This window comes from Escherichia sp. KTE114 (genome assembly GCF_000407765.1).
GTDB lineage: Bacteria > Pseudomonadota > Gammaproteobacteria > Enterobacterales > Enterobacteriaceae > Escherichia > Escherichia ruysiae.
On sequence record NZ_KE136626.1, the window covers coordinates 2055471 to 2067731 of the forward strand.

General features: G+C 52.7%; 7 protein-coding genes. All 7 read left to right on the forward strand.

The window, feature by feature from the left end; genetic code table 11:
* Positions 1–89 precede the first annotated feature (89 nt).
* The 7 genes from mrcB to fhuB all read left to right on the forward strand — a co-directional run bounded on the left by mrcB (position 90) and on the right by fhuB (position 12257).
* Entirely contained in the window at positions 90–2594 is a 2505-nt protein-coding gene (gene mrcB, locus WC5_RS11140) for a bifunctional glycosyl transferase/transpeptidase (RefSeq protein ID WP_000918199.1), read from the forward strand.
* A gap of 326 nt (positions 2595–2920) precedes the next feature.
* Positions 2921–5077, forward strand: coding sequence for a DNA methyltransferase (locus tag WC5_RS11135; RefSeq protein WP_000986361.1), 2157 nt, complete (start codon positions 2921–2923; stop codon positions 5075–5077).
* A complete protein-coding gene (locus WC5_RS11130) occupies positions 5077–6042 on the forward strand; it encodes a hypothetical protein (RefSeq protein ID WP_000323818.1) in 966 nt (321 codons plus the stop codon). The genes WC5_RS11135 and WC5_RS11130 overlap by 1 nt, the downstream gene beginning before the upstream one ends.
* 254 nt (positions 6043–6296) lie before the next feature.
* Positions 6297–8540: a ferrichrome porin FhuA gene (gene fhuA, locus WC5_RS11125; protein ID WP_016231577.1), complete on the forward strand. Its 2244-nt coding sequence runs from the start codon at positions 6297–6299 to the stop codon at positions 8538–8540.
* Between the two features lie 50 nt (positions 8541–8590).
* Positions 8591–9388 carry a Fe3+-hydroxamate ABC transporter ATP-binding protein FhuC gene (gene fhuC / locus WC5_RS11120; protein WP_001158929.1) on the forward strand — a complete coding sequence of 266 codons (798 nt, stop codon included), beginning with the start codon at positions 8591–8593 and terminating at the stop codon, positions 9386–9388.
* Positions 9388–10278: a Fe(3+)-hydroxamate ABC transporter substrate-binding protein FhuD gene (gene fhuD / locus WC5_RS11115; RefSeq protein ID WP_000016001.1), complete on the forward strand. Its 891-nt coding sequence runs from the start codon at positions 9388–9390 to the stop codon at positions 10276–10278. The genes fhuC and fhuD overlap by 1 nt, the downstream gene beginning before the upstream one ends.
* Positions 10275–12257 (forward strand): Fe(3+)-hydroxamate ABC transporter permease FhuB, encoded by a 1983-nt coding sequence (gene fhuB, locus WC5_RS11110; protein ID WP_000044120.1) that lies wholly within the window; start codon positions 10275–10277, stop codon positions 12255–12257. Before fhuD ends, fhuB begins: the two co-directional genes overlap by 4 nt.
* Positions 12258–12261 lie beyond the last annotated feature (4 nt).

A 12261-nucleotide genomic window follows, 5' to 3' on the forward strand; every position in this document is an offset into this window, starting at 1 on the left:
AGCACAAAATTTGAGAGATATCTTCTTCTGTCTTGCAACGGAAGAACAGAAAATCGGGCTTTTGCGCCTGAATATTGCGGAGAAAAAGTATGGCCGGGAATGACCGCGAGCCAATTGGACGCAAAGGGAAACCGACGCGTCCTGTCAAACAAAAGGTAAGCCGTCGTCGTTATGAAGATGACGATGATTATGATGACTATGAGGATGAAGAACCGATGCCGCGCAAAGGTAAAGGCAAAGGGCGTAAGCCTCGTGGTAAACGCGGCTGGCTCTGGCTGCTACTGAAACTGGGCATCGTATTTGCGGTGTTAATCGCCGTTTATGGGGTTTATCTCGATCAAAAAATTCGCAGCCGTATTGATGGCAAGGTCTGGCAATTGCCAGCGGCAGTTTATGGTCGGATGGTAAACCTTGAGCCAGACATGACCATCAGCAAGAACGAGATGGTGAAACTGCTGGAGGCAACCCAGTATCGTCAGGTGTCGAAGATGACCCGTCCTGGCGAATTTACCGTGCAGGCTAACAGCATTGAGATGATCCGCCGTCCGTTTGATTTCCCGGATAGTAAAGAAGGGCAGGTGCGTGCGCGTCTGACCTTTGATGGCGATCATCTGGCGACCATCGTCAATATGGATAACAACCGTCAGTTCGGTTTCTTCCGCCTTGATCCGCGACTGATAACGATGATCTCTTCGCCAAACGGCGAGCAACGTCTGTTTGTGCCGCGCAGTGGCTTCCCGGATCTGCTGGTGGATACCTTGCTGGCGACGGAAGACCGGCATTTCTACGAGCATGACGGTATCAGCCTCTACTCCATCGGACGTGCGGTTCTGGCGAACCTGACTGCCGGACGCACGGTGCAGGGGGCGAGTACGCTGACGCAACAGTTGGTGAAAAACTTGTTCCTTTCCAGTGAGCGTTCTTACTGGCGTAAAGCGAACGAAGCTTACATGGCGCTGATCATGGATGCGCGTTACAGCAAAGATCGTATTCTTGAGCTGTATATGAACGAGGTGTATCTCGGTCAGAGCGGTGACAACGAAATCCGTGGTTTCCCGCTGGCGAGCCTGTATTACTTTGGGCGTCCGGTGGAAGAGTTGAGCCTTGATCAGCAGGCGCTGCTAGTTGGTATGGTGAAAGGTGCGTCAATTTACAACCCGTGGCGTAACCCGAAACTGGCACTGGAGCGGCGTAATCTGGTGCTGCGATTGCTGCAACAACAGCAGATTATTGATCAAGAACTCTACGACATGTTGAGTGCGCGTCCGCTGGGCGTTCAGCCGCGCGGTGGGGTAATCTCTCCACAGCCTGCTTTTATGCAACTGGTACGTCAGGAGCTGCAGGCGAAACTGGGCGATAAAGTGAAAGATCTCTCCGGCGTGAAGATCTTCACTACCTTTGACTCGGTGGCTCAGGACGCCGCAGAAAAAGCTGCCGTGGAAGGCATTCCGGCACTGAAGAAACAGCGTAAGTTGAGCGATCTGGAAACGGCGATTGTGGTCGTCGACCGCTTTAGTGGCGAAGTTCGTGCGATGGTCGGTGGTTCAGAACCGCAATTTGCGGGCTATAACCGTGCGATGCAGGCGCGTCGTTCGATTGGTTCACTGGCAAAACCGGCGACTTATCTGACGGCCTTAAGCCAGCCGAAAATCTATCGCCTGAATACGTGGATTGCCGATGCGCCCATCGCGCTGCGTCAGCCGAACGGTCAGGTCTGGTCACCGCAGAACGATGATCGTCGTTATAGCGAAAGCGGTAGAGTGATGCTGGTGGATGCGCTGACGCGTTCGATGAACGTGCCAACGGTAAATCTGGGGATGGCGCTGGGGCTGCCTGCGGTTACGGACACCTGGATTAAGCTGGGCGTGCCGAAAGATCAGCTGAATCCGGTTCCGGCGATGCTGCTGGGGGCGTTGAACCTGACGCCAATCGAAGTGGCACAGGCATTCCAGACTATCGCCAGCGGCGGTAACCGCGCACCGCTTTCTGCACTGCGTTCAGTGATTGCTGAAGATGGTAAAGTGCTCTATCAGAGCTTCCCGCAGGCGGAACGCGCTGTTCCGGCGCAGGCGGCGTATCTGACACTATGGACCATGCAACAGGTTGTGCAGCGTGGTACGGGTCGTCAGCTTGGGGCTAAATATCCAAATCTGCATCTGGCAGGGAAAACAGGGACTACCAACAACAACGTTGATACCTGGTTTGCGGGCATTGACGGCAGCACGGTGACCATCACCTGGGTAGGCCGCGATAACAACCAGCCAACTAAGCTGTATGGTGCCAGCGGGGCAATGTCGATTTACCAGCGTTATCTGGCTAACCAGACGCCAACGCCGCTGAATCTTGTACCGCCGGAGGATATTGTGGATATGGGCGTAGACTACGACGGTAACTTTGTTTGCAGCGGTGGTATGAGAACTTTGCCAGTATGGACCAGCGATCCAGATTCGTTGTGCCAGCAAAGCGAGATTCAACAGCAGCCGTCGGGCAATCCGTTTGATCAGTCTTCTCAGCCGCAGCAGCCTGCGCAACAGGAGCAGAAAGACAGCGACGGCGTAGCAGGCTGGATCAAGGATATGTTTGGCAGTAATTAACGTTCTCAGGCAGTAATGCGTTGATACTAATGGCAGGTTCTCTGTTGATACAGGGAACCTGCTAAATTTAGTGGGATGCAAATATCAGAAGAAATTGACCTGTTTAATATTCAACGCAATGAATTTAAATATTTTTTGCGTGAAGCATTCTTCCTTTGATGCCAAAAGACATCCTCTCAGAATGGTCGATGAAAGCGTATCGACACAGCCTTTGCCGGACTTAATGAGAAAGCGAATCAAAAAGGTAAATAGTGAATGACTATAGCAGTGCACGCTAATGAGGTATCTCTCAACGTTGTTATTGGTATTAATGAGGGGGGCAAAAGATGATGCGCTCTGGTCAGCAAGTATCACATCCTGAGAATCACTATCAGGCATTATTGCAGGAAATTATGGCATTAAGTGGCCTGGACCCGAAAGGCGTGGCGCAGTATCTCGGCACTTCTTACATTGCAGTTACTCGCTGGATTCGCGGAGATATTGAACCCAGTGCCGATACGATAAAAGAATTGCATGAGCTACTTGCGAAGCTCAATGCGGGTCTGGCGATCGATCTTGCAAATCTGAATACGACACGAACATTCGCCTCTCGTGGGATACGTAAAAAAACCACAGCCGACAAATATGAAGGCACGATTGTGCTGCGCGATGAGCCGGGCCCGGCTCTGCTCTCCCGACTTAAAAAAGGAGAACTTTGGGGCAATGGTGAATACCAGTTGGCTGAAATTCTTTCATCGCATCCTGAAGCCGCGCAGACCGTGAAAGAGGCTGTAGCGGAGGGCGTTTCAGCAGGAAAGAATACGTATACTTATGACGCGCATACATATCACACCAAAGTTCCGCCTCAAGGGATTGCCCAGGTGCTGCAAAAATATTTGCCCGAAGGCGGACTGGTGCTTGATCCCTTTGCGGGAAGCGGTATGACAGGGGTTGCGGCGCTGACGACCGGCCATGATGTCATTCTCAATGAACTGTCACCTGCAGCCAGTTTTATCGCTAATCGATTTACATCGCAATGCGATCCCGCTGCGCTCGCGGCGGCGGTAAAAGTAGTTACTGAGAGTCTGGCGGATCTGCGCAAAACCCTTTACACAACGCAATGCCGTACCTGTGGAAAAGAGGCGGAGTTGCTCTTTACTGTCTGGTCATACAAAGTCATTTGCAGCGAGTGTAGTAAGGAGTTTGTGCTTTGGGACGAATGCCGTAGCTACGGTAACACTGTGCGCGAACATAAATTTTTGCGCGAGTTCCCGTGCCCTTATTGTCATCATCAGGTCAAAAAATCGCGCCTTGCCCGAACGACGCCAGTGCCGGTTCTTGTGGGGTATAAATGCTGCGGTAAAGCTCAGTCCGAGGTGCCGCCTGTGGAGGCCGATCTCAAGCTCATTGCCGCAATTGACGCAGGCAAATATCTTGCTGAGGGGTTCATCCCGGATTTCGAGCTGCCAGATGGAGTGAATCTGGCACAGCCCAAGCGTCATGGTCTGACTAACATAAAGCATTTTTATACTGCCAGAAATCTGGCGGCGATGAGCCAGTTGTGGAAAGCGATTCATCGCGTTGAAGATACCAATATTGCCGCATTTCTCGGCTTTGTTTTCACTTCGCTCTATCAGCGTGTGACCCGGCTTTCTGAGTACCGTTTTTGGGGCGGCAGCGGTAATACGGCAAATTTTAATGTCCCGTATATTTTCAATGAAGCGAATATCTTTTTGACCTTCGAACGCAAGGCCAGATCAATTATTGATCACCTTGAAACCACGGCTAAAGCTTACGTTGGCCGTTGTCAGGTTAAAACGGGTTCCGCGACCGATCTTTCGTTTCTACCGGATAATAGTGTTGATTTGATTTTCACCGATCCGCCGTTTGGAGCCAACATTAACTATAGCGAAATGAATATGTTGTGGGAGTCCTGGTTAATGTCCTATACGGATGCCACGGATGAAGCCATAGTTAATCGCGTACAAAAAAAGGATGCCAACAGATATCAGGAATTAATGACGCAGAGTCTGGCTGAAAGTTATCGTGTGCTAAGACCAGGACACTGGATGGTGTTGGTATTTATGAACTCTTCGGAGGACATCTGGAATCGTCTGCGTAATGCAGTGCTGGATGCTGGTTTTACCATTGAAAGGATCGATATTTTCGACAAGCAGCACGGTACGTTTAAGCAATTTGTTAGCGATAACACCGCAGGTGCTGATCTCATGCTGCATTGTCGTAAAGTTGAAAATGGCAACAAGCAGGAAGTGTCAACGGCGGAGACGAAAACCATTTCAGTTAAGGAATTCCTGAGCCAGCGAAATGGTACGATCCCCGTGCTTCCTTATCTGCACGTTAAACGTGAGGCTGATATTGATTATCGCACTCTCTACAGCGAATATCTGGCTGAAAGTCTTTTACTGCATGGGAAAATGTTGGACTTCGCGACCTTCAGGTCTCAGGCAATTGCTCTTTTGGAAGGTAATAAGGATCCGTTGTAATGGCATACTTACAAGCATTTACTGATACTGAAAAGGTATTTGCTAAACGGTGGTTGGCAACTCAGGTTGCCGCCATGATGGGCAGAAAGCTGGAGGAAGGCGACTGGAGCCGCGTTTACTGCCTGGCAAAAAATATTCCCGATGGTGGCTGGAGCAATTTACATATTGATGTCAATTATCAGGGATTGGGGCTGGAGATGAAACTCTTGCGCATAGCAGGCCTGCGGGACAGACCGATCAAGTCAGTCTGCGGTACTACGCTTATGCACCCAGCTGCAACGCGTTCGATCCGTATTGATGATACCACTCGTGATGCTAACGATGTGATGCATGACGTCTTCCAGCAATACGCAGAGCTTATTGAACGTCGAACGCAAACGGTAAGAGATGCCGCACCTCATAAGACCCCTGATATGCGTACAGGCTGGCTGCTATGGGAGGATAGTCTGACGGAATTCCTCTATTTTGAAGAGCGGATGATCCCGCCAAATCCGGAGCAGTACACAGCAGTATGGAATGTTACTCCAGCTAAAGGGGCACGTAAGGCCAGCAAAAGTTTGTGGATATATGACCGGGATACAAAGCAGAAACGCTATTCAGTGACGACGAGTGCGGGTATCAAGATCCAGCCATATTTTGACGTGCCGCTGCCGTCAGACGAGAATCTTTGCTATTTTCGCGTGCAGAGTGAACCGGTGAATGAAGAGATCGTCCGCATGTGGGTTTCTGCCTCTACGGCTCAGGCACTAAAAAGCCGTCTGGGTTCGCTCGATACCGCCACCATGAATGAAGCAATTTTCCGTGCCATTGAACAGAGTGAGAACAACACTCAGGCGCCGGAAGTTGATGAAGGACTGGCGGTTTCTATAGATATCAGTAAACAAGCGCACGTTCAGCTCGCGGAAGCCTGGGAGGCCGTGAGCGATGAGCACCGCGCGCAGCTTCTTCTGAAAGCGCTATCCTGACGCTGCTTGTGTAGACTGGGGAATAAATCACTACGCCTTGTGGAGTGAATGAACACAGGGCGTAGATAAGTCAAGTTCAGTAACATCCCGCCTAAACAATTAACCCTTTCTTTTCATCTGATTGTTTATTGACCCTTCAGGGGCGCGCATATTGCGTACCGCTTGCGAACCCGTCAGCCTTTCGAATATTATCTTATCTTTATAATAATCATTCTCGTTTACGTTATCATTCACTTTACATCAGAGATATACCAATGGCGCGTTACAAAACTGCTCAGCCAAAACACTCGCTGCGTAAAATCGCAGTTGTAGTAGCCACAGCGGTTAGCGGCATGTCTGTTTATGCACAGGCAGCGGTTGAACCGAAAGAAGACACTATCACCGTTACCGCAGCACCTGCTCCGCAAGAAAGCGCGTGGGGGCCGGCGGCTACCATAGCAGCGCGACAATCCGCTACCGGCACCAAAACAGATACGCCGATTCAAAAAGTGCCACAGTCTATTTCTGTTGTAACCGCCGAAGAGATGGCGCTGCATCAGCCTAAGTCAGTCAAAGAGGCACTTAGCTACACGCCGGGTGTCTCTGTTGGTACGCGTGGCGCATCCAACACCTATGACCACCTGATCATTCGCGGTTTTGCCGCAGAAGGCCAAAGCCAGAATAACTATCTGAACGGCCTGAAGTTGCAGGGTAACTTCTATAACGATGCGGTCATTGACCCGTATATGCTGGAACGTGCTGAAATTATGCGTGGCCCGGTTTCCGTGCTTTACGGTAAAAGCAGCCCTGGCGGCCTGTTGAACATGGTCAGCAAACGCCCGACTACCGAACCTCTGAAAGAAGTTCAGTTTAAAGCCGGTACTGACAGCCTGTTCCAGACCGGTTTTGACTTTAGTGATGCGCTGGATGATGACGGCGTTTACTCTTATCGCCTGACCGGTCTTGCGCGTTCTGCCAATGCTCAGCAGAAAGGGTCAGAAGAGCAGCGTTATGCTATTGCACCGGCGTTCACCTGGCGTCCGGACGATAAAACCAATTTCACCTTCCTTTCTTACTTCCAGAACGAGCCGGAAACCGGTTATTACGGCTGGTTGCCAAAAGAGGGAACCGTTGAGCCGCTGCCGAACGGTAAGCGTCTGCCGACGGACTTTAACGAAGGCGCGAAAAACAACACCTATTCTCGTAATGAGAAGATGGTAGGGTACAGCTTCGACCACGAATTTAACGATACCTTTACCGTGCGTCAGAACCTGCGCTTTGCGGAAAACAAAACCTCGCAAAACAGCGTTTATGGTTACGGTGTCTGCTCCGATCCGGCGAATGCTTACAGCCAACAATGTGCGGCATTAGCGCCAGCGGATAAAGGCCATTATCTGGCGCGTAAATACGTCGTTGATGATGAGAAACTGCAAAATTTCTCTGTTGATACCCAGCTGCAGAGCAAGTTTGCCACTGGCGATATCGACCACACCCTGCTGACTGGTGTTGATTTCATGCGTATGCGTAACGACATCAACGCCTGGTTTGGTTACGACGACTCCGTACCGCTGCTCGATCTGTACAATCCGGTGAATACCGATTTCGACTTCAATGCGAAAGATCCGGCAAACTCCGGCCCTTACCGCATTCTGAATAAGCAGAAGCAAACGGGTATTTACGTTCAGGATCAGGCGCAGTGGGATAAAGTTCTGGTCACCCTGGGTGGCCGTTATGACTGGGCGGATCAAAAATCTCTTAACCGCGTTGCCGGGACGACCGATAAACGTGATGACAAACAGTTTACCTGGCGTGGTGGTGTTAACTACCTGTTTGATAATGGCGTAACACCGTACTTCAGCTATAGCGAATCGTTTGAACCTTCTTCCCAGGTCGGAAAGGATGGTAATATTTTCGCACCGTCTAAAGGTAAGCAGTACGAAGTCGGCGTGAAATATGTGCCGGAAGATCGCCCAATTGTGGTGACAGGTGCACTGTATAATCTCACCAAAACCAATAACCTGATGGCGGACCCTGAGGGTTCTTTCTTCTCGGTTGAAGGTGGCGAGATCCGCGCACGTGGCGTAGAAATCGAAGCAAAAGCGGCGTTGTCGGCGAGTGTTAACGTGGTGGGTTCTTATACCTACACCGATGCGGAATACACCACCGATACTACCTACAAAGGCAATACGCCTGCGCAGGTGCCAAAACACATGGCTTCTCTGTGGGCTGACTACACCTTCTTTGACGGCCCACTTTCAGGTCTGACGCTGGGCACTGGTGGTCGTTATACTGGCTCCAGCTATGGTGATCCGGCTAACTCCTTTAAAGTGGGAAGTTATACGGTCGTGGATGCGTTAGTGCGTTATGATCTGGCGCGAGTCGGTATGGCTGGCTCCAACGTGGCGCTGCATGTCAACAGCCTGTTCGATCGTGAATACGTCGCCAGCTGCTTTAATACCTATGGCTGCTTCTGGGGCGCAGAACGTCAGGTCGTTGCAACCGCAACCTTCCGTTTCTAATTTCTCTTTTGGGGCACGGATTTCCGTGCCCGTTTCACAAGTTGGCTGTTATGCAGGAATACACGAATCATTCCGATACCACTTTTGCACTGCGTAATATCTCCTTTCGTGTGCCCGGGCGCACGCTTTTGCATCCGCTGTCGTTAACCTTTCCTGCCGGGAAAGTGACTGGTCTGATTGGTCACAACGGTTCTGGTAAATCCACTCTGCTCAAAATGCTCGGTCGTCATCAGCCGCCGTCGGAAGGTGAAATTCTTCTTGATGCCCAGCCGCTGGAAAGCTGGAGCAGCAAAGCGTTCGCCCGCAAAGTGGCTTATTTGCCGCAGCAGCTTCCTCCGGCAGAAGGGATGACCGTGCGTGAACTGGTGGCGATTGGTCGTTACCCGTGGCATGGCGCGCTGGGGCGCTTTGGTGCGGCAGATCGCGAAAAGGTCGAGGAAGCTATCTCGCTGGTTGGTTTAAAACCGCTGGCGCATCGTCTGGTCGATAGTCTCTCTGGCGGCGAACGTCAGCGGGCGTGGATCGCCATGCTGGTGGCGCAGGATAGCCGCTGTCTGTTGCTGGACGAACCGACCTCGGCGCTGGATATCGCGCACCAGGTTGACGTACTGGCGCTGGTGCATCGTTTAAGTCAGGAACGTGGTCTGACGGTCATTGCCGTGCTGCACGATATCAATATGGCAGCGCGCTACTGTGATTATCTGGTCGCCCTGCGCGGCGGTGAAATGATTGCTCAGGGAACGCCTGCGGAAATTATGCGCGGCGAAACCCTCGAAATGATTTATGGCATCCCGATGGGTATTTTGCCGCATCCGGCGGGTGCAGCACCTGTGAGTTTTGTTTATTAATGAGCGGCTTACCTCTTATTTCGCGCCGCCGACTGTTAACGGCGATGGCGCTTTCTCCGTTGTTATGGCAGATGAATACCGCCCGTGCGGCGGCTATTGATCCAAATCGTATTGTGGCACTGGAGTGGTTGCCGGTGGAGTTACTACTGGCGCTCGGCATCGTGCCTTACGGTGTGGCGGACACCATCAATTATCGTCTGTGGGTCAGCGAACCGCCGTTGCCGGAGTCGGTGATTGACGTTGGTTTGCGTACAGAACCTAACCTCGAACTGCTGACCGAAATGAAACCGTCGTTTATGGTCTGGTCGGCGGGATATGGTCCTTCACCAGAAATGTTGGCTCGTATTGCGCCGGGACGCGGATTTAACTTCAGCGACGGCAAACAGCCGCTGGCGATGGCGCGTAAATCGCTGGCGGAAATGGCCGATTTACTTAACCTGAAAAGCGCAGCAGAAACGCATTTAGCGCAATATGAAGACTTTATCCGCAGCATGAAACCCCGCTTTGTGAAGCGAGGAGCGCGTCCATTATTGCTGACAACATTGATTGATCCGCGCCATATGCTGGTCTTCGGTCCAAACAGCCTGTTCCAGGAAATTCTCGATGAATACGGCATCCCAAATGCCTGGCAGGGTGAAACCAACTTCTGGGGCAGTATCGCCGTCAGTATCGATCGTTTGGCAGCGTACAAAGATGTTGATGTGCTCTGTTTTGATCACGATAACAGCAAAGAGATGGACGCGTTAATGGCGACGCCGCTGTGGCAGGCCATGCCGTTTGTCCGTGCCGGACGCTTTCAGCGCGTACCCGCAGTCTGGTTCTATGGTGCGACGCTTTCAGCAATGCACTTTGTGCGGATTCTGGATAACGCCATTGGAGGTAAAGCGTGAGTAAACGTATTGCGCTTTTCCCGGTGTTATTGCTGGTGCTGTTGGTGATTGCCGCTGCGGCGTTGACCTGGATGAACTTCTCGCAGGCGCTGCCGCGTAGTCAGTGGGCGCAGGCTGCCTGGTCGCCGGATATCGATGTCATTGAACAGATGATTTTTCACTACAGCTTGCTGCCGCGTCTGGCTATTTCGCTGTTGGTTGGCGCAGGTCTGGGGCTAGTGGGCGTGCTGTTTCAGCAAGTGTTGCGTAACCCTTTGGCAGAACCGACCACGCTGGGCGTCGCAACGGGCGCGCAACTGGGAATTACCGTCACCACGCTCTGGGCGATCCCCGGCGCGATGGCGAGCCAGTTTGCCGCGTTGGCAGGGGCTTGTGTCGTTGGCTTAATTGTCTTTGGCGTCGCGTGGGGGAAACGGCTTTCGCCGGTAACGCTGATCCTCGCGGGGCTGGTGGTGAGCCTTTATTGTGGAGCCATCAACCAGTTACTGGTTATCTTCCATCACGACCAGCTGCAAAGCATGTTCCTGTGGAGCACCGGAACGCTGACGCAAACCGACTGGGGCGGCGTTGAGCGTTTATGGCCGCAGCTGCTGGGCGGCGTGATGCTGACGTTACTGCTATTGCGTCCGTTAACCCTGATGGGGCTTGATGATGGCGTGGCGCGCAATCTCGGGCTGGCCTTGTCGCTCGCGCGTCTGGCGGCGCTGTCGCTGGCGATTGTCATCAGTGCTCTGCTGGTGAACGCGGTAGGGATTATCGGCTTTATCGGCTTGTTCGCGCCACTGCTGGCAAAAATGCTGGGGGCGCGGCGTTTGCTGCCACGACTGCTGCTGGCGTCGCTGATTGGTGCGTTGATCCTCTGGCTTTCCGATCAAATCATCCTCTGGCTGACTCGTGTGTGGATGGAAGTTTCCACCGGATCGGTGACTGCGCTCATCGGTGCACCGCTGCTACTGTGGCTGCTGCCGCGTTTACGCAGCATTAGCGCGCCGGATATGAAGGTTAACGATCGTGTCGCGACTGAACGCCAACATGTGCTGGCGTTTGCCCTCGCGGGCGGCGTGCTGCTGTTGATTGCTGTGGTGGTGGCGCTGTCGTTTGGCCGTGATGCGCACGGCTGGACGTGGGCGAGCGGGGCGCTGCTTGATGATTTAATGCCCTGGCGTTGGCCGCGAATTATGGCGGCGCTGTTTGCGGGCGTAATGCTGGCGGTGGCGGGCTGCATTATTCAGCGGCTGACCGGAAACCCGATGGCAAGCCCGGAAGTGCTGGGGATTAGTTCCGGTGCGGCGTTTGGCGTAGTGTTGATGCTGTTTCTGGTGCCGGGCAACGCCTTTGGCTGGCTGTTGCCTGCGGGAAGTCTCGGCGCGGCGGTGACCTTGTTAATCATTATGATCGCTGCCAGTCGCGGAGGTTTTTCCCCACACCGGATGCTGCTCGCGGGGATGGCGTTAAGCACCGCGTTCACCATGCTTTTGATGATGTTGCAGGCGAGTGGTGACCCGCGAATGGCGCAAGTGCTGACCTGGATTTCCGGTTCGACCTACAACGCGACCGATGCACAGGTCTGGCGCACCGGAATTGTGATGGTGATTTTGCTGGCGATTACCCCGCTGTGCCGCCGCTGGCTGACCATTTTACCGCTGGGTGGTGATACCGCACGAGCTGTGGGAATGGCGCTGACGCCGACGCGAATTGCGTTGCTGATGCTGGCGGCCTGTCTGACAGCGACCGCGACGATGACTATTGGACCGTTGAGTTTTGTTGGTCTGATGGCACCGCATATCGCGCGGATGATGGGCTTTCGACGGACGATGCCGCACATTGTGATTTCGGCGTTGGTGGGAGGTTTATTGCTGGTATTCGCTGACTGGTGTGGGCGGATGGTGCTGTTTCCGTTCCAGATCCCAGCGGGGCTGCTATCGACGTTTATTGGCGCGCCGTACTTTATCTATTTGTTGAGAAAGCAGAGTCGTTAATTGA

What these genes read in the sequence shown, in the direction of transcription:
- fhuA (WP_016231577.1), top strand. Translation starts at nt 6,297, where the DNA reads ATGGCGCGTTACAAAACTGCTCAGCCAAAACACTCGCTGCGTAAAATC.
- WC5_RS11135 (WP_000986361.1), top strand. Translation starts at nt 2,921, where the DNA reads ATGATGCGCTCTGGTCAGCAAGTATCACATCCTGAGAATCACTATCAG.
- fhuC (WP_001158929.1), top strand. Translation starts at nt 8,591, where the DNA reads ATGCAGGAATACACGAATCATTCCGATACCACTTTTGCACTGCGTAAT.
- WC5_RS11130 (WP_000323818.1), top strand. Translation starts at nt 5,077, where the DNA reads ATGGCATACTTACAAGCATTTACTGATACTGAAAAGGTATTTGCTAAA.
- fhuD (WP_000016001.1), top strand. Translation starts at nt 9,388, where the DNA reads ATGAGCGGCTTACCTCTTATTTCGCGCCGCCGACTGTTAACGGCGATG.
- mrcB (WP_000918199.1), top strand. Translation starts at nt 90, where the DNA reads ATGGCCGGGAATGACCGCGAGCCAATTGGACGCAAAGGGAAACCGACG.